The organism is Rhizobium sp. RM (assembly GCF_013390595.1).
GTDB lineage: Bacteria > Pseudomonadota > Alphaproteobacteria > Rhizobiales > Rhizobiaceae > Agrobacterium.
In genome coordinates this window covers 354,373-376,252 of the sequence record NZ_JACAWV010000022.1, presented here as the reverse complement: position 1 = coordinate 376,252, position 21,880 = coordinate 354,373, and the positions used below count along the sequence as shown (strand labels likewise).

At 59.2% G+C, this 21,880-nt stretch carries 20 protein-coding genes; 12 read left to right on the top strand and 8 right to left on the bottom strand.

Annotated features, from left to right (window positions below; translation table 11 throughout):
* The first annotated feature begins 63 nt into the window (after positions 1 to 63).
* Complete coding sequence (locus tag HWX89_RS18385; protein ID WP_138793121.1) at positions 64 to 1,440, top strand: class II 3-deoxy-7-phosphoheptulonate synthase; 1,377 nt, start codon at positions 64 to 66, stop codon at positions 1,438 to 1,440.
* Between the two features lie 74 nt (positions 1,441 to 1,514).
* On the opposite strand, the gene HWX89_RS18380 is transcribed toward HWX89_RS18385, so the two are convergent.
* From HWX89_RS18380 to HWX89_RS18355, 6 genes are all read right to left on the bottom strand, one after another.
* Positions 1,515 to 3,245: a TadG family pilus assembly protein gene (locus HWX89_RS18380; protein ID WP_138793120.1), complete on the bottom strand. Its 1,731-nt coding sequence runs from the start codon at positions 3,243 to 3,245 to the stop codon at positions 1,515 to 1,517.
* A 1-nt stretch (position 3,246) separates the two neighbouring features.
* Positions 3,247 to 3,669 carry a TadE/TadG family type IV pilus assembly protein gene (locus HWX89_RS18375; protein WP_138793119.1) on the bottom strand — a complete coding sequence of 141 codons (423 nt, stop codon included), beginning with the start codon at positions 3,667 to 3,669 and terminating at the stop codon, positions 3,247 to 3,249.
* A 148-nt stretch (positions 3,670 to 3,817) separates the two neighbouring features.
* Entirely contained in the window at positions 3,818 to 4,654 is an 837-nt protein-coding gene (gene radC, locus HWX89_RS18370) for a RadC family protein (RefSeq protein ID WP_138793118.1), read from the bottom strand.
* A 15-nt stretch (positions 4,655 to 4,669) separates the two neighbouring features.
* Positions 4,670 to 5,509 carry a type I methionyl aminopeptidase gene (gene map / locus HWX89_RS18365; RefSeq protein ID WP_178340828.1) on the bottom strand — a complete coding sequence of 280 codons (840 nt, stop codon included), beginning with the start codon at positions 5,507 to 5,509 and terminating at the stop codon, positions 4,670 to 4,672.
* Positions 5,510 to 5,540: 31 nt separating this feature from the next.
* Positions 5,541 to 6,260, bottom strand: coding sequence for a DNA/RNA nuclease SfsA (gene sfsA / locus HWX89_RS18360; protein ID WP_138793116.1), 720 nt, complete (start codon positions 6,258 to 6,260; stop codon positions 5,541 to 5,543).
* A 56-nt stretch (positions 6,261 to 6,316) separates the two neighbouring features.
* The gene (locus tag HWX89_RS18355; RefSeq protein WP_138793115.1) at positions 6,317 to 8,173 is read right to left on the bottom strand and encodes a PHA/PHB synthase family protein; all 1,857 of its coding nucleotides are present in this window, start codon (positions 8,171 to 8,173) and stop codon (positions 6,317 to 6,319) included.
* Between the two features lie 195 nt (positions 8,174 to 8,368).
* Here HWX89_RS18355 and HWX89_RS18350 point away from each other — a divergent pair, with 195 nt between their 5' ends.
* Complete coding sequence (locus HWX89_RS18350; protein WP_246705213.1) at positions 8,369 to 8,725, top strand: hypothetical protein; 357 nt, start codon at positions 8,369 to 8,371, stop codon at positions 8,723 to 8,725.
* A gap of 364 nt (positions 8,726 to 9,089) precedes the next feature.
* Here the strand turns inward: HWX89_RS18350 and fnrN are convergent, their stop codons facing one another.
* Positions 9,090 to 9,815 (bottom strand): transcriptional regulator FnrN, encoded by a 726-nt coding sequence (gene fnrN, locus HWX89_RS18345; protein ID WP_138793113.1) that lies wholly within the window; start codon positions 9,813 to 9,815, stop codon positions 9,090 to 9,092.
* A 208-nt stretch (positions 9,816 to 10,023) separates the two neighbouring features.
* Between fnrN and hemN the strand changes: the two genes are divergently transcribed.
* The 8 genes from hemN (at position 10,024) to HWX89_RS18305 (ending at position 18,255) form a co-directional block, all read left to right on the top strand.
* A complete protein-coding gene (gene hemN, locus HWX89_RS18340; RefSeq protein WP_138793112.1) occupies positions 10,024 to 11,373 on the top strand; it encodes an oxygen-independent coproporphyrinogen III oxidase in 1,350 nt (449 codons plus the stop codon).
* Between the two features lie 114 nt (positions 11,374 to 11,487).
* Entirely contained in the window at positions 11,488 to 11,772 is a 285-nt protein-coding gene (locus HWX89_RS18335) for an acyl carrier protein (RefSeq protein ID WP_003495848.1), read from the top strand.
* A 226-nt stretch (positions 11,773 to 11,998) separates the two neighbouring features.
* On the top strand, positions 11,999 to 12,478 hold the full coding sequence (locus tag HWX89_RS18330) for a 3-hydroxyacyl-ACP dehydratase FabZ family protein (protein WP_138793111.1): 480 nt from the start codon (positions 11,999 to 12,001) through the stop codon (positions 12,476 to 12,478).
* Positions 12,479 to 12,658: 180 nt separating this feature from the next.
* Positions 12,659 to 13,855 carry a beta-ketoacyl-ACP synthase gene (locus HWX89_RS18325; RefSeq protein ID WP_178340880.1) on the top strand — a complete coding sequence of 399 codons (1,197 nt, stop codon included), beginning with the start codon at positions 12,659 to 12,661 and terminating at the stop codon, positions 13,853 to 13,855.
* A 13-nt stretch (positions 13,856 to 13,868) separates the two neighbouring features.
* A complete protein-coding gene (locus tag HWX89_RS18320) occupies positions 13,869 to 15,152 on the top strand; it encodes a beta-ketoacyl-ACP synthase (RefSeq protein WP_138793109.1) in 1,284 nt (427 codons plus the stop codon).
* A gap of 159 nt (positions 15,153 to 15,311) precedes the next feature.
* Positions 15,312 to 16,340 (top strand): zinc-binding dehydrogenase, encoded by a 1,029-nt coding sequence (locus HWX89_RS18315; protein ID WP_138793108.1) that lies wholly within the window; start codon positions 15,312 to 15,314, stop codon positions 16,338 to 16,340.
* Positions 16,341 to 16,351: 11 nt separating this feature from the next.
* Positions 16,352 to 17,284: a lipid A biosynthesis lauroyl acyltransferase gene (locus HWX89_RS18310; protein WP_178340879.1), complete on the top strand. Its 933-nt coding sequence runs from the start codon at positions 16,352 to 16,354 to the stop codon at positions 17,282 to 17,284.
* Between the two features lie 269 nt (positions 17,285 to 17,553).
* The gene (locus HWX89_RS18305; protein ID WP_138793106.1) at positions 17,554 to 18,255 is read left to right on the top strand and encodes a hypothetical protein; all 702 of its coding nucleotides are present in this window, start codon (positions 17,554 to 17,556) and stop codon (positions 18,253 to 18,255) included.
* A 25-nt stretch (positions 18,256 to 18,280) separates the two neighbouring features.
* On the opposite strand, the gene HWX89_RS18300 is transcribed toward HWX89_RS18305, so the two are convergent.
* Positions 18,281 to 19,084, bottom strand: a complete 804-nt coding sequence (locus HWX89_RS18300; RefSeq protein ID WP_138793105.1) for a TSUP family transporter — start codon at positions 19,082 to 19,084, stop codon at positions 18,281 to 18,283.
* A 198-nt stretch (positions 19,085 to 19,282) separates the two neighbouring features.
* Here HWX89_RS18300 and HWX89_RS18295 point away from each other — a divergent pair, with 198 nt between their 5' ends.
* Both HWX89_RS18295 and HWX89_RS18290 read left to right on the top strand, forming a co-directional pair.
* Entirely contained in the window at positions 19,283 to 20,242 is a 960-nt protein-coding gene (locus tag HWX89_RS18295) for a nucleoside hydrolase (protein WP_138793104.1), read from the top strand.
* A 362-nt stretch (positions 20,243 to 20,604) separates the two neighbouring features.
* Positions 20,605 to 21,825: an LL-diaminopimelate aminotransferase gene (locus tag HWX89_RS18290; RefSeq protein WP_138793103.1), complete on the top strand. Its 1,221-nt coding sequence runs from the start codon at positions 20,605 to 20,607 to the stop codon at positions 21,823 to 21,825.
* Positions 21,826 to 21,880 lie beyond the last annotated feature (55 nt).

The window sequence follows — 21,880 nt, the reverse complement described above, 5'->3', positions numbered from 1 at the left end:
AAGCGCGCAACTTTCGAGATCGCCGCCCGGGATGGAGCGGACGTGAAAACCAGGTGAAGAACAATGGCACAGAATTGGACCCCCGGTAGCTGGAGACACAAGCCAATCCAGCAGGTTCCTGAATATCCTGACGCAGCAGCTCTGGCTGCTACGGAAGCCCAGCTTGCAAGCTATCCTCCGCTGGTTTTTGCCGGTGAAGCACGTCGCCTGAAAAAGCAGCTCGCCAACGTTGCCGAAGGCAATGCGTTCCTGCTGCAGGGCGGTGACTGCGCTGAAAGCTTCTTGGAACATGGCGCTGACAACATCCGCGACTTCTTCCGTGCGTTCCTGCAGATGGCCGTTGTTCTGACCTATGGCGCACAGCTTCCTGTCGTCAAGGTTGGCCGTATTGCCGGTCAGTTCGCCAAGCCGCGTTCTTCCAACATTGAATCGCAGAACGGCGTCGAGTTGCCGTCCTACCGTGGTGACATCATCAACGGCATCGAATTCAATGAAGGTTCGCGCATTCCGAACCCTGAGCGCCAGCTCGACGCGTACCGCCAGTCGGCAGCGACGCTGAACCTGTTGCGCGCTTTCGCGATGGGTGGCTACGCCAACCTCGAAAACGTGCATCAGTGGATGCTCGGCTTCATCAAGGACAGCCCGCAGGCAGACCGTTACCGCAAGCTGGCGGACCGTATCTCCGAAACCATGGACTTCATGAAGGCCATCGGTATTTCGGCTGAAAACAATCCGAGCCTGCGCGAGACGGATTTCTTCACCAGCCATGAAGCGCTGCTTCTCGGTTACGAAGAGGCGCTGACGCGTATCGATTCCACCTCCGGCGACTGGTACGCCACGTCCGGCCACATGCTGTGGATCGGCGACCGTACGCGCCAGCTCGATCACGCGCATGTCGAATATTTCCGCGGCATCAAGAACCCGATCGGTCTGAAGTGTGGCCCATCCCTGCAGCCCGACAACCTGATCGAGCTGATCGATGCGCTGAACCCGACGAACGAAGCCGGTCGCCTGACGCTGATCTGCCGTTTCGGCCACGACAAGGTTGCCGAAAACCTGCCGAAGCTCATTCGCGCTGTCGAGAAGGAAGGCAAGAAGGTCGTCTGGTCCTGCGACCCGATGCACGGCAACACGATCACGCTTAACCACTACAAGACGCGTCCTTTCGAGCGCATCCTGTCTGAGGTCGAGAGCTTCTTCCAGATCCATCGTGCGGAAGGCACCCATCCGGGCGGCATCCACATCGAGATGACCGGCAAGGACGTGACCGAATGCACCGGCGGTGCACGCGCGGTTACGGCCGACTCGCTGTCGGATCGTTACCACACCCATTGCGACCCGCGCCTCAACGCCGATCAGGCTCTGGAACTGGCGTTCCTGCTGTCGGAGCGCATGAAGAGCGGCCGCGACGAGAAGCGTCTGGCAATCGCCAACTTCTGATCGCCGACAAGATCGAATGAAAAAAGCCGCCGGAGTTGAACCGGCGGCTTTTTTGTTCGGCGGTGGAGGAGGGGTTATTGCACCAGCGCGGGCTGCATGCAGCGAACATCGGTGACACGGACATCGGCTTCGCCAATCTTGACCCCGAGCACCAGCAGCGTGTTGTAGAGCAGGGCATCTACCGGGGCTGTTACCAGCGACAGCGTGTTGGCAAGCGCCTGCTGGATCAGCGTCGGGGTGCCGAGGCTGAGGAACAGGATCTTGATGTCGAGATCGAGGTTCGTCAGCAGCGAACTGACCAGAGAGGTCACTGTGTTCTTGGTCGAGACGCTCTTGATCTTCGCCTGGGTGATATCCGTCTGCTGGAAGGTCAGCTTGGTCTTGGTCATGTTGCCGGCATTGATATGGGCCATGCCATTGACGCTGAGCAGGGCGGAGTCGATCAGGGCTGCCTTGGTGACGCGTGGGTCCTTGCCGAAGTTGTTGAAGGCGCTGGTATCGACATTGCCCACAGCGATTTCGGCGACACCGGGAACGACTTCGACATCGACCGTGCCCTGACCGCCACCGGTGCAGCGCAGATCCGCCAGCCGCGCCTCGGCATTGGCGACTTCCACGTAAAGCGGCAGATTGATCTTCAGGCCGGCAATTGCCTGAAGTCCATCCACGGTGACATTGACCGACAGGCGGGTCTGGGCCGTGCGAACGACCGTGCCGACACCGCCAACCGCCATGGGCGGTGTTTCAACCGGCGGTTCGCCGATCGCCAGCGTGATCTTGACCGAGGCCAGGCCCGGAACGACCGCACCGGCATCGAGCGCAATCTGGTTGCCGCCATTGCCGGCGACGGCTGCGGCGTTGATCAGATCGAAGACGCCTGCCGTCACCTTCAGGTTCTCGCCGGTTCCGATGAGCTGTTCGCTCAATGGCCCGAGATTGAGGATTTCCTCCAGGCGCAATTTGACGTTGGTCTTGTTCGCAGCTTTTTCGAGCGTTTTCAAAACGGTGGCGACAGTTGGCTGAATGCCGGTGGTCTTGGTCAGCACGTTCAGGAACTTGCCGTAGGTGATTTCGGTCTTCAGCACATCCTTGTAGGTCCCAGCCGTCAGGCCAAGGTCGAGCGCCAGTGCGTCGATGACGTGAAGCGCGTTGACGTCGGCATCGACCAGCGCCTTGTAGTCCATCAGTTTCAGCGAGACGGTGGTGCCGAGCAAGCCGCCAAGCAGGCTGTTCAACAGACCGTCATTCAGGCTTGCCAGGCGCGAGCCAACGGAAAAGGCGGCAATTCTTTGCGACGATGCCGTTCCGACCGCCGAGACCGTCGGTGGTGTGGTGAAGGCAGATGCGAAGAATATCTGGCCTTTTTCGACGATATTGACCTTCACCGCGTTGGTCGGCAGGGCATTTTCGACAAAGCGCTTGCCGACGGCGAGGCTTGCATCCGGTTCATAGTGACCCTTCACCACTTCGGCGTAACCGTTGCGGGTGGCAAAGGCTTTCAGCGGGTCGAAGGGGACGACGCCATTTTCCGTCAGCAGGCCCTGAGCGGTCTTGACGCCAAGGTTCATGCCATTGAGCTGGAAGTATTGCTGGACGGCCTGTTCGGGATTGGTGGTTCCGGCGGCGGAGATGGCGGCCAGGTCAGCCGTCTGCTGCAATTGCCGTTTCTGCAGGGTGAGGTAACCGTAATCGACGCCAAGCGCGAGAATGCCGATGAACAGCGGCGCGGTCAGGCCGGCAGTGATGGCGATGTTGCCTGAACGGTCCCGAAACAGGCGGGTGAGGAGCGAGGATGCATGTTTCATGTCAGACTCCCCCGATCCGGATCGTGGAGAAACGCCGGATCACCGGTTCCGGCAGCGTGTAGCTGTAGAGGCTCCAGATGGGCAGGTCGCGGGCGTCGTACTCGACCTTCACCGTGAACTGGTTGGCATTGCTGGGGTCGCCATCGACGCTGATGGTGAAATGGTTCTTGTTCATGAAGGCGTAGTTGAGGTTGCTCTGGGCAACGAAATCACGGGCGAGCTTCTGTCGCTCGGCGGTGTTCAGCCCGGCAACGGCCGTACGTGCGGCGTCAGCTGCAACCTGCTGAACCGAATAGGCAGCCATCAGATAGATGCCGTAGGCAATCATGGTCAGCAGAACGAGAAAGAAAATCGGTGCGACAATCGCGAACTCGACAGCCGACGAGCCAGACCGGTCACGGAATAAACGTACCCCCTTACGCATAGCACACTCCCGCTTTATTGGCGCTATTCTTGAACGCCGGATATTATTATTTTCGGAAATGCTAATTTGCAGACGTTAATTTTCCCTTGCGCCGACCCTTAAAGGTTGCGGCGCAAGTAAAATTCCCGTTGCTTGCAAGTAAAGATCGTCAGATCAGGCGCAGGCCTTTGAAACTGACATGGCCATCCCGGCCGATGATGATGTGGTCGTGAACGGCGATGCCGAGAGGTTTGGCCGTGTCAATGATGGTCTTCGTCATTTCGATGTCGGCGCGGGAAGGGGTGGGGTCTCCACTCGGGTGATTGTGGACTAAAATCAAGGCTGTAGATGACAGTTCAAGCGCCCTTCGCACCACCTCGCGCGGATAAACCGGCGTGTGATCCACCGTGCCGTGGCCCTGAATTTCATCGGCAATCAGGACGTTTCTTTTGTCCAGAAACAGAATGCGGAACTGTTCGCGCGATTCATAGGCCATCGCCGCATGGCAATAGTCGATGACGGACGACCAGGAGCCCAGAACCTGCTTGTTGCGGATTTCGCTTTTCAGCATGCGCTGCGAAACGGAGCCGATGAGCTTGAGATCGAGTGCGACGGCTTCGCCGACACCATCGACCTCCTGCAACAAGGTTGGCGGTGCGCCGAAAACGCCGCCCAGCGTTCCAAACCGGGCAATCAGCGCCTTGGCAATGGGTTTGGTATCCTTGCGGGGGATCAGCCGGAACAGCAGCAGTTCCAGCAGTTCGTAATCGGCCAGGGCGGCGTCGCCACCGTCGCGGTAGCGGGTGCGCAATCGGTCGCGATGGCCGTGATAATGGGCCGCATCCGGTTCCCGTTTCGGCGCAGTTGATGCCGTCTTTCTGGCTGCCGGTTGTGGGTCGGCGAAAAAATGACGTTCGTCATCCTGCCCGAAAAGGCCGCTTTGGCCCGCCCCGGAGCCTGATGTCGTCAATAGATCGGCAGAAGGCGGGACGGGGCGTTTGGCCATCGAGCGGTCGTTGCCTCAAGCTTTGGGAAGGGGCGGCAGGCCGGGACGGTCGAAGCCGCCGGGCGACAGGGTGAAGATTTCGCAGCCGGTTGCGGTGACGCCGACGGCATGTTCGTACTGCGCCGAGAGCGAACGGTCGCGCGTTACCGCCGTCCAGCCGTCCGAGAGCACCTTCACATGCGGTTTGCCGAGGTTGATCATCGGCTCGATGGTGAAGATCATGCCCTCGCGGATTTCCGGGCCTTCGCTTTCCTTGCCGTAGTGGAGAATGTTCGGCGTATCGTGGAACAGGCGGCCAACGCCGTGGCCGCAGAAATCCGTCACCACGGAGCAACGTTCCGCTTCCGCATAGGTCTGAATGGCAGCGCCGATGGCGCCGGTGCGGACGCCGGGCTTCACAGCGGCGATGCCGAGCATCAGGCACTCATAGGTCACTTCCAGCAGGCGCTCTGCAGCGCGCTTGATCTGGCCGACCGGGTACATGCGGCTCGAATCGCCGTGCCAGCCATCCACCACATAGGTCACGTCGATGTTGACGATATCGCCCTCACGCAGCGGCTTGTTATCCGGTATGCCGTGGCAGACCACATGGTTGATCGAGGTGCAGACCGATTTGGTATAACCGCGATAGTTCAGCGTTGCGGGCAAGGCGCCGTGATCGGCACCGAACTCGAAAACGAAACGGTCTATGGTATCGGTCGTCACGCCGGGCTTGACGATTGCCGCAAGCTCGTCGAGGCAGCGCGCCGTCAACTGGCACGCCTTGCGCATGCCGGCAAAGTCTTCCGCGTTATAGAGGCGGATGACGCCGGTATTCTTCAGGGGAGCAGAGGCTGCATCGATATAGGTGACCATGATAGTGCTTTCTGTTCTTTCTTATCTCCGTTCATAAAACAGCGAGGTGGCCTTCGTCCATCTTAACCGCCGCGCTGACTGCAATTTGTGCCGGAGAAACGTCACATTTGACCGCATATGCCTCGACACCACGCTGCATGGCGCGGCGGAAGGCCAGAGCATAGACCGGGTCCAGATCCCCGCAGATGCGCATCCGGTCGCAATCGCCGCGCTGGATGAGATAGAGCATCACCGCGCGGTGACCCGCTTCTTTCGCGTCGCCCAGCTCTTCCAGATGTTTTGCGCCGCGCTTGGTCGCCGTATCTGGAAACTCCGCCAGACCCGGCTCGCGCATGAAGTGCACGTTCTTGACCTCGACATAGGCGTCGGGCCGTCCGGGGCCTGAGAGCAGGAAATCGATGCGGGAATTGCGCCCGTATTTCTGCTCGCGTTTGAGCGTCGCATAACCGGTGAGCGGTTCGATGCGACCGTTGAGGATTGCTTCTTCCGCCAGCTTGTTCGGCATGCCGGTGTTGATGCCGACCACGGTACCGTCGGCTTCCACCATTTCGAGCATGTGGCGGTACTTGCGGGTCGGGCTGTCGTGTTCGGAAAGCCAGATCCGCGATCCTGGCGTCGTCAGGCCGCGCATCGAACCGGTATTGGGGCAGGAGCCGGTAATCGCGGTTCCGTCTTCGAGAATGGCATCGAAGAGAAACCGCTTGTAGCGGGTAACGAGGGTGGCGGGCGTAAGGGGCGGGGAAAATTGCATGACGACTTATTGAACCGCGACGTGAGGGATGGCAAGCGCCCCGGCATGCTGCCTGTTCATGCCAGAACATAGGTGCCGGGCGCATCGGCGAGCACCGGTCTGTCATTGGCGCCGGGCGGTCTTGCCTTGACCCTTGTGTTGTCGTGGCCTTCGATCCAGCTTTGCCAGTGCACCCACCACGAGCCCTTGTGCGCGGTGGCCGCAGCCTGCCAGGCGTCAAAGTCTCCGGATGGTGACTGCCCTGTCCAGTATTGATATTTCTCAAGCTCCGGGGGGTTCACGACACCGGCGATGTGGCCGGAGGCACCGAGCACGAAATCCACAGGGCCGCCGAACAGGGATGCGCCGGTGAAAACCGACTTGGCGGGCGCGATATGGTCCTCGCGGGTTGCCAGATCGTAGACCGGGATTTTCACGTCACCGAGATTGATCCGCTTGCCAGCCACGCTCATCAGGCCGCGGGCCAGATTGTTCTTCAGGTAGCAATTGTGCAGGTAGAAGGAATGGCTCGCCGCCGTCACCCGGGTTGAATCGGAGTTCCAGTACAGAAGGTCGAAGGGCAGCGGCTCTGCGCCCCGCAGATAGTTGTCGACCATATAGGGCCAGATCAGGTCGGAGGCGCGCAGCATGTTGAAGACTGTCGCCATGATCGAGCCGTCGAGGTAACCGACCGCCTTCATGTGCTGGTCGAGTGCGGCAAGCTGGTTTTCGTCGATGAACACCTTGAGGTCGCCGGCATGGGTAAAATCCGTCTGCGCCGCCAGAAGCGTTGCGGTACGGATGCGGGTGTCACCCTCCTGCGCGTAGAGCGCCAGTGCGCAAGAGAGCAGGGTGCCGCCGACACAGTAACCGACGGTGTTGACCTCGCTTTCGCCGGTCGCAGTTTCGACGGCATCCAGCGCAAAGCCTATTCCTTCGCGGATATAATCTTCCCAGTTCTTGTCGGCGAGTTGCGCATCCGGATTGATCCACGACACCATGAAGACGCTGTGGCCTTGCTCAAGGCACCATTTGACGAAGGATTTCTGCGGGTTGAGATCGAGGATATAGAACTTGTTGATCCACGGCGGGATGATGAGGAGCGGCCGTCTGAGAGCTTTGTCGGTGGAGGGGACGTACTGGATGATTTCGCAAAGAGCGCTGCGGGCAATGACCTTGCCGGGGGTTATGGCAATGTTCTGACCGATGACGAACTTGCTGTAGTCGGTCTGGCGCAGTTTCAGGTGGCCATTGCCGGCGGCGACATCTTCGGCCAGTTGCGCCATGCCCTTGACCAGATTGGCGCCGCTCGTTGCCACGGTCTCGCGAAACACCTGCGGGTTGGTGAACACGAAGTTGGCCGGTGAAATCGCATCGGTCATCTGCCGCATGTAAAACAGGGCTTTCTCGCGGGTATGATCGTCAAGCCCTTCGGCTTCATTGACCATCTTGTCGGCAAAGGCGACGGTGGTCTGATAGGTCTTTAACAGGAAATCGAAAAACGGATTGGCGTGCCAGTCTTCGTCGGCAAAGCGCCGGTTGCGGCGGCCGGTCTTGCCGGGGTCGGCCTTTTCGGGCTTAGGCGGCGTCTCGCCGGAAAACTGCGCGACCGATTTCGTCCATAGATCGTAATAGCTTGAGAGCAGGTGGGTCTGGGCTTCCAGAGAGCGCTTCGGCTCCGCCATCCAGTATTCGGCAACGTCGGAGAGGGTTTTGACCAGATCGGTCATCGGGCTTGCGCTGTTTTGCGGAATGTCACCCCGTTCGCGCGGAGCCAGCCATTCGGACGCCGCCTTGCCCAGGTTTTCCAGCGCCCGGGCGATATTCATCGCAAATTCCTGGGGGTCGCGGATCACATATGCTTCGGCGGATCTGGCATCGAAGCCGGACGCTTTTTCGTCCTTGTCTCCGCCCATGCCATCAACGCCTGCCATGCACCCGTCCTCCTGCACATTTTTGTTATCTTTGTGTTTGCACATTCTGCATGAAAACGAATACAAGTTCCACCAGCAAGGGTGAGGCGGTCAAGCGCCCTCACAGTCGGATACGGTATCGGCAGATATCCCTAGAGGCGGAACATACGGATGGGCAAGCAGATGGGCAAGTACGGGAAATATACGGGGAGAATCATGCTTCTGTCCCTTTCCGGCGTGATGCTTGCCGCCTGCAAGGCGCCCGAGCCGATTGTTGCGCCCGCCCATATGCGCCGCCCGACGGCTGAAATTGTCGGTCCGCAGCCTGTCAACAGCGATGCCGTCAGTCAGAAGCGCGATACCGGCACCTATCCGACCTTCGGCCAGCCCATGACGGCGGCAGGCAGCCAGATGACCGATGACGAAGCCGCCAAGATGGAGACGAGCATGACGCGTCTCGGCCTGGCGCGTCGCAACGGCCAGATTTCGGAAGCCGAATACAATCGCCGCGTTGCCGAACTGCGTGCGATTGCCGAAAATCAAAAACCGGTTCCGACACCAGCCTCGCAGTAAAATCGACGCTCCTGTTATTCGAGACGGCGTGTGCTCCGTATGATGTCCGGTGGCTGAAGATCTGCGTCGACAGGCGTATTGCTACGCCGTCGCAAGACCTTCTTTACCCTGTCGCTCAACGATCCGCTTACCCAAGTTCTTAAGCGAATGGATGCGGTTTGGTGGTTATGGTGCGGCCATAACAAACAGGCCGCCGAAAAAGCGGTATTCAGGGTGAAATATCATGAAATGCATCGCCGCTCTGCTGGTTCTTGCCGGTTTTGCGCTCAATCCCGCACAGGCACGTGCGCCGCTGATCTATGGCGGCACGCATGCGCTGCATGGCCGGTGAGGACAGTCGACCGAGCGGCCTGAAACCGTATCGTCAGTCGTTGCCGGCGGCTTCGTTCAGGGCGCGCAGATCGGGAACCGTGATGTGGCGGTTGTTTTCGATGCGGATGATGCCATCCTTGCGCAGCTTGGTCATCTGACGGCTGACGGTTTCGATGGTAAGCCCAAGGAAATCAGCAATATCGGCGCGTGACAACGGCAAATCGAAACAGGATTTGTCATCGTTTTCGGGGTCTATGTGCGTGGCAATCAGGTAAAGGAAGCTGGCAACCTTTTCCTGGGCCGACTTGCGTCCGAGCGTCAGCATCCAGTCGCGCGCTTCATCCAGCTCTTTCAGTGCCTGATCGTGCAGCTTGCGCTCCATGCCGGGCACTTCCGTTGCCATGCGGTCCAGCACGCGGCGCGGGAACATGCAGATTTCCACATCGGTCGCGGCCTCCGCCGTCATGCGGCTTTCCGCCATGAAGGGACGGCCGAGGAAATCGGGTGCGAATTGCAGTCCGACGATCTGCTGGCGTCCATCCGACAGCATTTTCGAGAGCTTCACGACGCCGTTCAGGATGTTTCCGTAAGAGGTGACCAGTTCTCCCTGACCAAGCAGTTCGTTTCCGGCGTCCAGTTTCTTGCGGCTGGAATGTCGGTTCAGTTCGCAAAGCTGCTGCGGGGTCAGCGCACTGCAAAGGCCGCCGTGGCGCGATTCACACGACCGACAGACAACGGGCACGTCCGAATTGTGGATGGTTTTCTGCAGCGTATCCATGAGCCGATGATTCCAGTGAGGGCTTCGCAAACGTCAAGCTATGCCGGCAAAACCGCGTCGTTTTAGGCCGCTTATCTTCGTCACCGCCCCTCAACGAATTCACGTGGAATTTAAGTCGCTATTTGATTGAAGTCAAAGTTGCAAACTGTCGCAGCCGCTACTCAGGGGAATGAAATCGACATTTTCTTGACAAAAGGCAAAACTGGACATGGCTGGCGAACTCCTCAAGAAATATTCGGGCGCGGTGCCGCGCTATACGAGCTATCCGACTGCCCCGCATTTCCATGAGGGAATCAATTCAGATGTTTACGCCGGGTGGCTTGGCGCGCTGGATCGAACGAACCGGATTTCGCTCTATCTGCACATTCCTTATTGCGATCGCCTGTGTTGGTTCTGCGCCTGCCACACCAAGCACACGCTGAAATACGAGCCGATTGCCGCCTATGTCGAAGCACTGAAACGGGAGATTGCTGCTGTCGGAGATCGTGTGTCGCCTGATGCCGTGGTCAGCGCGGTGCATTTTGGCGGTGGTTCGCCGACCATGCTGAGGCCGGAAGACATGAAAGGTCTGATGGCGTGTCTGAAGGAGCATTTTACCTTCGGTATCGAGCCGGAGATCAGTGTGGAGATGGACCCCAACGATCTGGACGATTTGCGGTATGACGCGCTGGCCGCGATCGGCATGACACGCGCCAGCCTGGGTGTGCAGGATTTTGATGAGAAGGTGCAAAAGACCATCAATCGCATCCAGAGTTTCGATCAGACGCGGTCGGTGGTGCAGGCGGTGCGGGCACGCGGTGTCAATTCAGTCAATTGCGACATTCTTTATGGGCTGCCTTATCAGACGCTCGACACGCTGAAACGAACGGTCGAGCAGATCGTCTCGCTCGACCCTGATCGCATTGCGCTTTTCGGTTACGCGCATGTGCCGTGGATGAAGAAACACCAGTCGCTGATACCGGAGGATGCGCTGCCCGGTATCGAGGAGCGTTATCGGCAGATGTCGCTTGCGGCCGGGATGTTGGGCGCGGCGGGATATCAGGCGATCGGCATCGATCATTTTGCCAAGCCGGATGACACGCTCGCGAAGGCCACGATCGATGGCGGGTTGCGGCGGAATTTCCAGGGATACACGACGGATACGGCCGACGCGCTGATCGGGCTTGGTGCGTCATCGATCGGCAAGCTGCCGCAGGGTTATGTGCAGAACATGGTGGCGACAGGGGAATATCAGCGTATGGCAGGCGAGGGTGGGCTTTGTGCGGTCAGGGGCATTGCGCTGTCGGATGACGACCGCGTGCGCGCTTTTGCCATTGAGCGGCTGATGTGCGATTTCAGTCTTGATCTGGCTGCGCTCAAGCGTGCCTTCGGCAAGACCGCCCATGCCGTGATGGCCGAGGCGCAGCTTTTTGCCGCAGGCGACAGGGATGGGCTTGTGGCACTCGACGGTGACGTTTTTGCCCTGAGCGACGCCGGAAAGCCGTTTGCCCGGACAGTTGCCGCAACCTTCGACAGCTATCTTTCCAATGGCCGTGGGCGCCATTCGGTTGCTGTTTAAGCAACAGTTTCCCGCCAAATTTGAATGTCAGGTCACGAAACCATTGGCTTTTTGACGCGACTTGCCTATGTGGAGCGTCAGACAAGATTATTTTATACAACGACAATAAGGATTATGGGCGTGACAGCTACATTCGACAAGGTTGCCGACATTATCGCTGAAACCAGCGAAATCGACCGCGAAACCATTACGCCGGAGAGCCACACGATCGACGATCTGGGCATCGACAGCCTCGACTTCCTCGACATCGTTTTCGCGATCGACAAGGAATTCGGCATCAAGATTCCTCTCGAGCAGTGGACGCAGGAAGTCAACGAGGGCAAGGTTTCCACGGAAGAGTATTTCGTGCTGAAGAACCTCTGCGCCAAGATCGACGAACTGCGCGCAGCCAAGGGCTGATTTTGAGGGTGCCCGGCAATTACGGCCGGGCGTGCTTTCAATATTCGTCATTCCGGCCTTGAGCCGGAATCCAGTGCGATCAGGTCCTTGATCGCGAAGAGCTCTTCTGCCGCGCAGACGCGCGGCGGCTGGCTCCCGGATCAGTTCCGGGATGACGCAAGTCGGGACGTCGTGCATACATCGGTGTAGCCTTCCTTCCGCTGCTACCCAACTTCATGGACGAAACATGCTGCTCGAATATTTCCAGATGATCGACAAGGTCGAAGCCGTTGATATGGGTACGCGCACGTTGAAGGCGCAGTCCATTGTCCCGGATCAAAGCCCGGTTTTCGAAGGACACTTTCCAGGCATGCCATTGGTGCCGGGTGTGCTTCTGATCGAGACCATGGCGCAGGCTTCGGGCATGCTGGTTCTGGCGTTCAGCGATTTCGCCGCCATGCCGTTCCTGATGACGGTCGATGGCGCCAAGATGCGTACCTTCGTGGAGCCGGGCGCCGTGCTGGATATCGAGGCGGTTCTGGAGCATGACGGTTCGGGCTTTGCCGTGACCAAGGCGAAGATCACGTCCGGCGGCAAGAAGGTCTGCGATGCGCAACTCAAGCTGCGCACCATGCCGTTCAGCGAAATTCCGCTTGGCCCGATCGTCAAGAAGCGGGCCGAGGAAGTTGGCCTGATGGCGGCGATCGCCGCCGATACTTCTGCCTGATCTTTGCGAAAAGCCCGCCGTTAAACGATGAAAAGTCATGCATTGGAGCAGGTCTTGCAGCCTTCGCCATTGCAAAGCCGCATCGCGGGCATTATTCCGCATGGCAAGTGCGGCGTTCCTGCCGTTTTTTATGGCTGGCCCGGAGACACTATGTTCCGGAAAAGCGACAAAGGATGACGGATTATGAAGTCTGACAATGATGTGGTGATTACCGGGGTCGGTATCGTGACCTGTCATGGTGTCGGTGTTGACGCCCATATTGCACTGCTCTCCGCCGGTTCCGCGCCGGGAGCGATTGTCGAAACCGAAAAATTTGCGCCATACCCGATCCATCCGCTACCGGAAATCGACTGGTCTACCCAGATCGGCCGCAAGGATCAGCGCCAGATGGAAAACTGGCAGCGTCTCGGCGTTTACGCCGCAGGCGTGGCACTTGATGATGCCGGCCTGAAGGAAGACGCCGAAGCCTGCGGCACAATGGACATGATCGTGGCGGCCGGTGGCGGCGAGCGCGACATCAATGTCGACACGCAGATCGTCGATGAAGGCCTGAAGCGCAACGACCGTGAAGTCATGCTCAATGAGAAGCTGACGACGGAACTGCGTCCGACGCTGTTCCTGGCGCAGCTTTCCAACCTGATGGCCGGTAACATCTCCATCGTTCACAAGGTCACCGGTTCGTCGCGCACCTTCATGGGTGAAGAGGCTGCCGGCATCTCCGCCGTCGAGACCGCGTTCCATCGCATCCGCTCAGGCGAATCCACGCACGCCCTGGTGGGCGGCGCATTTTCGGCCGAACGTCCTGACATGATCCTGCTGTTCGAAGCCATCGGCGCGCATGCGCAGGGCGACTGGCAGCCGCTCTGGTCTCGTTCTGAGGCTGCAGGCGGCGGCATCGTCATCGGTTCGCTCGGCGCGTTCCTGGTGCTGGAATCACGCAAGCGCGCCGAAGCGCGCGGCGCACGCATCTATGCACGCATCGACGCGATTGAAGGCGATCGCGGCAGCCGTGACGAGGGGCGCATGGAAAAGCGTCTGGAGCGCATGCTGGCACCTGCCAGTGACAGCGCCTCAACGGTCGTGTTCTCCGGTGCCAGCGGTTATGACTCGGTGACCGTACGGGAAAAGGACGTTCTGGAAAAAGTTCTGCCGCAGGCTGCCATTCGCGGCTTTGGCGGTGTCACCGGTCATGGCCTCGAAGCACAGTTCCCGCTTGGTCTGGCGCTCGCAGCGCTGACGCTTGAAAGCGGTGCCAAGGTTCCGCCATTCGATGCCAATGCCGAAAAGCCGATGGCACAGGCCGCTGATGAAGCGGTTGTCACCACGGTTGGTCATGTGCGCGGCGAAGGTGTTGCCGTGCTGTCGCGCGACGTTTGAGGGAGTGAAGGATATGACTTCCAGTTTCAAGGATCATCTCGGTCGCCCGCTCGTCGCCGTTACCGGCATGGGCATCATCACGTCGCTGGGGCAGGGCCTTCAGGACAACTGGGCGGCTTTGACCTCGGGCAAATCGGGCATCCATGCGATCACCCGTTTCCCGACCGACAAGCTTTCGACCCGCATCAGCGGTACCGTCGATTTCATCGACATTCCCGTGCCGAATTCCGTCGAGCGCTCCTATGCGTTTGCGCGTGAAACGACGATCGAAGCGCTGGCGCAGGCCGGCATCTCCGGTGATTTCGAGGGACCGCTGTTTCTTGCCGCACCGCCGATCGAGCCGGAATGGAGTGCACGTTTCGAACTGGGCGACCGTTCTCCACCGGCTGCGAAGCCCGGCGACGCCTATGATCGCTTCATGGCGGCGCTGCGTCAGCGTCCCGATCCAGCATTTCAGGAAGCGGCGCTGTTCGGCGCGATTTCCGAGCGTCTTTCCGACCGTTTCGGCACGCGTGGCCTTCCGGTAACGCTGTCGACCGCGTGCGCCTCCGGCGCCACGGCAATCCAGCTCGGCGTCGAGGCGATCCGTCAGGGTCGCACCGACCGTGCACTGACGGTTGCCACCGACGGTTCGGTCAGTGCCGAAGCGCTGATCCGCTTCTCGTTGCTGTCGGCGCTGTCGACGCAGAACGATCCGCCGGAAAAGGCGTCCAAGCCGTTCAGCAAGGATCGCGACGGTTTCGTGATTGCCGAAGGCGCTGCAACGCTGGTGCTGGAGTCGCTCGAAGCGGCCGTTGCGCGTGGCGCAAAGGTTCTCGGCATCATCAAGGGCGCTGGCGAAAAGGCCGACAGCTTCCACCGCACCCGGTCCTCGCCTGATGGCGGCCCGGCTATCGCGACAATCCGCGCCGCACTTGCGGACGCTGGTGTTGCCGAAAGCGATATCGGCTACATCAACGCCCATGGCACGTCGACGCCTGAAAACGACAAGATGGAATATGGTTCGATGCTTGCCGTGTTCGGCGAAGGACTGAAGGATATTCCGCTCTCGTCCAACAAGTCGATGATCGGTCACACCCTGACGGCGGCTGGTGCGGTTGAAGCGGTGTTTTCGCTGCAGACCATGTTGACCGGCACCTTGCCGCCGACGATCAACTACACCAATCCCGATCCGGCTATCGTGCTGGATGTGGTGCCCAACGTAAAACGTGACGCCGAGGTTAGTGCTGTTCTGTCCAACTCCTTCGGGTTTGGCGGGCAGAATGCGAGCCTTGTCATGACGCGGGAACCGGCTTAATCGGTTCCCCGAGGCATCGTTGCCATAAATCGGAAACGATTTTCGGCCAGGACGATGCAGACATTCAAAGAGATTGAGCGCCTCTTGCGCGTCCTGACGGACGCGCGGCGCTCTGGATCAAAAACAAAAATAACGCCTCCAGGCGAAGGACTTTAAATTATGCGCGCTCTGCAACTCGTCGATGACCGTAGGCTTGAAAAAGTGGAACTGCCCGAGCCGGAAGCACCGGCTGCGGGTGAAGTGACGTTGCGCGTCAAGGCTGTCGCGCTGAACCATATCGACGTCTGGGGCTGGCGCGGCATGGCGTTCGCCAAGCGCAAGATGCCACTCACCATCGGCGCCGAGGCGTCCGGTGTGGTCGAGGCAATCGGCCCCGGCGTGTCGAATGTTCTGCCCGGCCAGCTCGTGTCGATCTACGGCGCGCGCACCTGCGGTCTCTGCAAGCCCTGTCGCGAAGGCCGCGACAACCTGTGCGAACACGTTCAGGGTGTCCATGGCTTCCATCTGGACGGCTTTGCGCAGGAAAAGATCAATATCCCGGCTCGCCAGCTCGTTCCGGCACCGCACGGCGTGGACGCCATCGGTGCTGCGCTGGCGCCTGTGACTTTCGGCACGGTCGAGCACATGCTGTTCGACAACGCCAAGCTCGAGCCGGGTGAAACGATCCTGGTTCACGCCGGCGGTTCCGGCATCGGCACGGCCGCCATCCAGCTTGCCAAGAAGATGGGCTGCACCGTCATCACCACCGTTGGTTCCGACGACAAGATCGAACGCGCCAAGGCATTGGGTGCCGACCACGTCATCAACTACCGTACGGACCGTTTTGAAGGCGTCGTGCGCAAGCTGACGAAGAAGAAGGGCGTCGACGTCGTCTTCGAACATGTCGGCAAGGACACCTGGGCCGGTTCCATGTTCTCGCTGAAGCGCGGCGGACGTCTCGTCACTTGCGGTTCGACCTCAGGTGTTTCGACCGATATCAACCTGATGATGCTGTTCCAGCAGCAGTTGAAGCTGCTCGGCTCCTTCGGTTGCCGCATGGAAAACATGGCGAACGCCATGCAGAAGATGGCACGCGGCATCGTTCACCCCGTTATCGATACCGAAGTGACTTTCGATGATATCGATCGGGCGCTGGAGCGCATGGAAACCCGCCAGGTCTTCGGGAAAATCGTTCTGCGGATGGATTGAAGCCCGTGAAAATGTTTCTCACGCGCATCGTCCTGAAGCTGGATAACTTCCGGCAATGGTTGATCGCGACCTTTGCGTTTGGTTTCTTGAACATATTGAAGCTTTTTCCCGCCGATGCGGGAATTCGCTTCGCTGACAGATTTGCCCGCTGGATGGGGCCGAAGACCGGCCGTCACAGGCTTGTACTCTACAATCTGGCGCGGGCCTTCCCCGAGAAGACCGAGGAAGAGCGCCTGGCAATCGCCATGGATAGCTGGGGCAATATGGGCCGTCTTGCGGCCGAATATGTGTTCCTCGACCGTCTCTTCGACTTCGATCCCGAGAACGACAAGCCCGGCCGTATCGAGGTTGTCGGCATTCCTTCGTTCCTGGAACTGCGCGACAATCCGCGTCCGTTCATCGTTTTCACCGCCCATACCGGCAATTTCGAATTGCTGCCGGTTGCAAGCTCTGCGTTCGGTCTTGATGTCACGGTGCTGTTCCGTCCGCCGAACAATCCTTACGTGGCCGACAAGGTGTTCAACTTCCGCAAGGAACGCATGGGCAATCTCGTGCCTTCGCATGCCGGATCGTCCTTTGCGCTGGCCCGCCAGCTCGAGAGGGGCGGCGGGGTTGGCGTTCTCGTCGACCAGAAGTTCAGCAAGGGGCTGCCCACCAGGTTCTTCGATCTTGAGGTGCGGACCAACCCGCTGCTTGCCAAGCTGGTGCGCCAGTTCAACTGCGATGTTTATCCGGCGCGCTGCGTGCGCTTGCCCGACAACCGCTATCGTCTGGAAATCGAACCGAAGGTCGACATTCCGCGCGATGACAAAGGCAATGTCGACGTGCAGGCAACGGCCCAGATGCTCAACGACAAGGTTGAAAGCTGGGTACGGGAGCATCCCGGCCAATGGCTCTGGTACCACGATCGCTGGAACGTCAAACACCAGATTCCAGCTGAATAAGACAAAAGACCGGTGCCTTTCGAGGCGCCGGTTTTTTTTGACAAAAGGCATTTCTGGTCGGGCCAACCGGACTTCCAGCCCTAACTTTTTGCTCGTAGATTATCGAAATTGAAAAAACGTTCGCGGCTGTGATATTTTGGCTGCTATTCTGAATGGCGTTCTCGTTTCTCGTTACGGCATTTTTAAGCGACCAGCCGATATAACGGGGAGAACAGGGTATATGCGTTCGGGTTGAGAACGGGCTATTTGTTCGTTCCGGGAGAGTCGGGTTGAAAGATTTGATTGAACTGTTCTGGTTGCGTTACACGGAACTGCAATCTGCTGTCGGCAAGAACGAAGCCGACAAGATCGCAGTGCTGGAGCGTGAGCTCGAACAGCTTCTGGACAAGATCGCCGGCAGCAAGACGGAGAACGCCGAAGAAATTCGCGAGCAGTTCCGTTTCGCCATCGACCTTCTGAACCATGAAGCCGAGGACCTGGGTTGCGTCCAGCGCAACTCCGAAATCCTGAGAACGCTTGTCGATCGTTATGTCGGCCTGTCGCGCAAGTCGAAGGCGGTTGGTGACGAAGACGCCGATATCGGCAGTTTCGAATGGCAGCACCGCCATCTCGTTTTCGATGAGGACATGCTGTCCGATCTCGGAGAGCCCGTTGTCGTCGTCTCTCCCGGTTATCGCGTGTCCTATGCCAATGGTCTGGATACCTTCCAGCGCAATGCTCCCGAGGGGCTGGTCGGCTGCCACATTGCCGAGCTGGTCGGGGTTCACCGTTTCCAGAACGATCTGCGTGAGAAGCTCGACAACTGCTTCAAGGGCGACGCTTCGAAGTACACCTACGCGGAAGACAGCAACGGCCATACCGTTGTGAAGTCGCTCGAGATGTCGCCGTGCTATTCCTCGGCCTACAAGCTGGTGGGCGCCATGGTGGTCATCCGCGAAATCGCCGATCGCAGACGCCGCGCGATGGCGTGATGGTAACGGCGTAAGGAAACGTCGTTTATCCCGAAATCAGAGCGTTCAGAAGAGCGCTGATCGAATAGGGGCTTGAGCTGTCCATCATCAGCCTCGCCGCCATGGCGACGCACGAAATCACCAGAAGCGGGCGGATGATCTTTGCGCCGTTCTTCATGGCAAAACGTGAGCCGATCTGCGCGCCGACGAACTGACCAAAGCCCATGGCGAGGCCGAGTTTCCACAGCACTGCACCGCCCAGCGCAAACACGACGAAGCCGCCGAAATTAGAGCCGAGATTGAGAAGCTTGGTGTGCGCCGTCGCCTTGAGCATGCCGAAGCCTGCGAGCGCCACGAAGGCCAGCATGTAGAAGGAACCTGCGCCCGGTCCGAAAACACCGTCATAAAAGCCGATCAGCGGCGCCACCACGGCGCCGAAGATGAACGGCGTCATGCGCTGGTGGCTGTCGATATCGCTCAGTTGCGGCTTGAAGGCGAAATAGGTGGCAATGGCGATCAGCAGAAACGGCATGATGGCGCGCAGGATATCGGAGGGCACGAAGGCCGCTGCCAGCGCGCCTAGCATGCCGCCCAGCATCGCCATGAATGCCATGGGCAACTGCTTGCGCAGATTGACGTGGCCGCGGCGCGCGTAAGCGATGGTCGCCGAGGCGGAGCCGAACTGCGATTGCAGCTTGTTGGTGCCGAGCGCATCAAGCGGCGGAATGCCCATGATGAGCATGGCCGGAATGGTGATGAGGCCGCCTCCACCCGCGATGGAATCGATAAATCCGGCAAAAACGGCAACCAGAATGAGAACCAGGAATACGTGGAGGGCGATGTCTTGCACTGAAAAAATCCGGGAGAAAGCGGATGCGGGGAGGTGGGCTTCTTCTTTCACCTAAACGATGCCGGTGCAATGATTTTATAAGTCATCCGCTTCGATATTCGGATCGTCCCCGGCTTGCGGCGGCGGCGCTTATGGCTATGGTGCGTGGCGTGCCGCCGGTCAGTTCCGGCAGTGCCGGAATTTTGGAGCAGGACGACAATGCATAAAGTGATTTTCGATACGGACCCCGGTGTGGACGATGCCATGGCGCTGCTGTTTTTGCACCGCCATCCCGATATCGACCTTATCGGCGTGACGACGGTGTTCGGCAACGCTCCGATCGATATCACCACCCGCAATGCGCTGTTCCTCAAGCAGGAATGGCAGATGACGGCGCCTGTCGCCAAGGGGGCTGGCGTCACCTTCGATCCAGCCCGTCCTGAGCGTCACTGGCCGACCCTCATTCACGGCGAGAACGGTCTTGGCGACATCGATATTCCCGAGACCATCGACCTGCCGCTCGATCCGCGTTCGGCGCATGATTTCATCATCGACACGGTCAAGGCCAATCCGGGCGAAGTGACGCTGATTGCCGTTGGCCGCATGACGAACCTTGCGCTTGCGCTGCGTCAGGAGCCGGATTTCGCCGCACTGGTGAAAGACGTCATCATCATGGGCGGCGCCTTCGACATGAACGGCAACGTTTCGCCCGCCGCAGAAGCCAATATCCACGGCGACCCGGAAGCGGCCGATCTGGTCTTCACCGCGCCCTGGCGTGTCACCGTCGTTGGTCTCGACGTGACCACCAAGACGGTCATGACGAGCGCATTTCTCGACGAGATGGCGAAGGAGGGCGGCAAGCCCGTCCAGCTTCTGTCCGATCTGTCGCAGTTCTACATCGATTTCTACAAGACCCGCACCGGCGACGGCATGGTGGTGCATGATAGCTGCGCCTGCGTCTATCTGGTGGCGCCCGAGCTGTTCCAGACCCGTAGCGGCCCGATCCGCGTTGTCTGCGGCGGTATTGCCGATGGTCAGACGATTCAGAAGCCGGATGGTCGTGGTTTTCCGCCGGGCCATTGGGATGGTCATCCAAGCCAGCTTATCTGCACGGATATCGAGCCGGAGCGGGTGCTGGATCTGATCAAGGCGGTCATCGTTCGCGGTGAACGCGGCTGATGCCGTAAATGGCGGTTTGAGGTCCGTCGTGACGATTTCGCGTGTCGCGGAATAAAAGTTGAATCGTCACGACCACCTTGAGCATAGCTTGCCTTGCATTTTCCCAGAATCTGGCGTTATGCAAGGTCTTCGATTTCCTGCTGAAATCCATGCGGTTCGCATGAGCCGCTGAAGCTTGTGCCGGTGATGGCAGGGCAGGCGATCGCACAACCGCTTTGCGGACGAAAACCCTTTTATGTTTTTCGGCGCTTTGCGTTACAATGAACAACGCTTGCCGGATGGGTTCGTATCGGCAGCGTTCACCAACAAAAACGAACCTTCGTTATGGGCCGGCAGTCCGGTCCATTTCCATGAGGAAAGAGATGGAAGAGTTTCACAAGGTCAAGCGTCTGCCGCAATACGTCTTCGAACAGGTCAACCGTTTGAAAGCGAGCGCGCGAGCGGGTGGCGCGGATATCATCGACCTTGGCATGGGTAATCCGGATCTGCCGACGCCGAAGGCGATCGTCGACAAGCTCTGCGAAGTGGTTCAGGACCCACGCACCCATCGCTATTCCTCGTCCAAGGGTATTCCCGGCCTTCGCCGCGCGCAGGCCGCCTATTACGCCCGCCGCTTCGGCGTGAAGCTGAACCCGGACACGCAGGTCGTTGCGACCCTCGGTTCCAAGGAAGGCTTCGCCAACATGGCGCAGGCCATCACGGCACCGGGCGATGTCATCCTGTGTCCGAACCCGACATATCCGATCCACGCTTTCGGCTTCCTGATGGCTGGCGGTGTTATCCGTTCGATGAATGTCGAGCCGGATGAAAATTTCTTCGGCCCGCTGGAGCGCGCTGTGCGCCACTCCATTCCGAAGCCTCTGGCGCTGATCATCAACTACCCGTCCAACCCGACGGCGCATGTTGCATCGCTGGATTTCTACAAGGACGTCATCGCGTTTGCGAAGAAGCATGAGCTGATCGTGCTGTCCGACCTTGCCTATTCGGAAATCTATTTCGACGACAACAACCCGCCGCCGTCCGTTCTGGAAGTGCCGGGCGCTATCGATGTGACGGTGGAATTCACCTCCATGTCGAAGACCTTCTCCATGCCCGGCTGGCGCATGGGCTTTGCGGTGGGCAACGAACGCCTGATCGCAGCTCTGACACGCGTGAAGTCCTATCTGGATTACGGCGCGTTCACGCCGATCCAGGTTGCCGCGACCCACGCGCTCAACGGCGACGGTTCCGACATCGCGGAAGTGCGCAATGTCTATCGCCGCCGTCGCGACGTCATGGTCGACACGTTCGGCAAGGCCGGTTTTGAAGTTCCGCCGCCGGCTGCGACGATGTTCGCATGGGCGAAAATCCCGGAAAAGTTCCGCCATCTCGGCTCTCTGGAGTTCTCCAAGCTCCTGGTCGAGAAGGCCGATATCGCCGTTGCTCCCGGCATCGGTTTTGGCGAGATGGGCGATGATTACGTTCGTCTCGCGCTCGTTGAGAACGAGCATCGAATTCGCCAGGCCGCGCGCAATCTGAAGCGCTTCCTGTCGACTGCAGACGAAACGATGCACAACGTCGTTTCTCTGAACGCCCACAGATAAGGGCACCCGAAGGCGGCCGGTCCCGGCCGCCACCATCACCAGCAAATCAGGAACA

Excerpts from the sequence above, each read along its gene's own strand:
- HWX89_RS18385 (WP_138793121.1), top strand. The coding sequence starts at position 64 with ATGGCACAGAATTGGACCCCCGGTAGCTGGAGACACAAGCCAATCCAG.
- HWX89_RS18380 (WP_138793120.1), bottom strand. The coding sequence starts at position 3,245 with ATGAAACATGCATCCTCGCTCCTCACCCGCCTGTTTCGGGACCGTTCA.
- HWX89_RS18375 (WP_138793119.1), bottom strand. The coding sequence starts at position 3,669 with ATGCGTAAGGGGGTACGTTTATTCCGTGACCGGTCTGGCTCGTCGGCT.
- radC (WP_138793118.1), bottom strand. The coding sequence starts at position 4,654 with ATGGCCAAACGCCCCGTCCCGCCTTCTGCCGATCTATTGACGACATCA.
- map (WP_178340828.1), bottom strand. The coding sequence starts at position 5,509 with ATGGTCACCTATATCGATGCAGCCTCTGCTCCCCTGAAGAATACCGGC.
- sfsA (WP_138793116.1), bottom strand. The coding sequence starts at position 6,260 with ATGCAATTTTCCCCGCCCCTTACGCCCGCCACCCTCGTTACCCGCTAC.
- HWX89_RS18355 (WP_138793115.1), bottom strand. The coding sequence starts at position 8,173 with ATGGCAGGCGTTGATGGCATGGGCGGAGACAAGGACGAAAAAGCGTCC.
- HWX89_RS18350 (WP_246705213.1), top strand. The coding sequence starts at position 8,369 with ATGCTTCTGTCCCTTTCCGGCGTGATGCTTGCCGCCTGCAAGGCGCCC.
- fnrN (WP_138793113.1), bottom strand. The coding sequence starts at position 9,815 with ATGGATACGCTGCAGAAAACCATCCACAATTCGGACGTGCCCGTTGTC.
- hemN (WP_138793112.1), top strand. The coding sequence starts at position 10,024 with ATGGCTGGCGAACTCCTCAAGAAATATTCGGGCGCGGTGCCGCGCTAT.
- HWX89_RS18335 (WP_003495848.1), top strand. The coding sequence starts at position 11,488 with ATGGGCGTGACAGCTACATTCGACAAGGTTGCCGACATTATCGCTGAA.
- HWX89_RS18330 (WP_138793111.1), top strand. The coding sequence starts at position 11,999 with ATGCTGCTCGAATATTTCCAGATGATCGACAAGGTCGAAGCCGTTGAT.
- HWX89_RS18320 (WP_138793109.1), top strand. The coding sequence starts at position 13,869 with ATGACTTCCAGTTTCAAGGATCATCTCGGTCGCCCGCTCGTCGCCGTT.
- HWX89_RS18315 (WP_138793108.1), top strand. The coding sequence starts at position 15,312 with ATGCGCGCTCTGCAACTCGTCGATGACCGTAGGCTTGAAAAAGTGGAA.
- HWX89_RS18310 (WP_178340879.1), top strand. The coding sequence starts at position 16,352 with ATGTTTCTCACGCGCATCGTCCTGAAGCTGGATAACTTCCGGCAATGG.
- HWX89_RS18295 (WP_138793104.1), top strand. The coding sequence starts at position 19,283 with ATGCATAAAGTGATTTTCGATACGGACCCCGGTGTGGACGATGCCATG.
- HWX89_RS18290 (WP_138793103.1), top strand. The coding sequence starts at position 20,605 with ATGGAAGAGTTTCACAAGGTCAAGCGTCTGCCGCAATACGTCTTCGAA.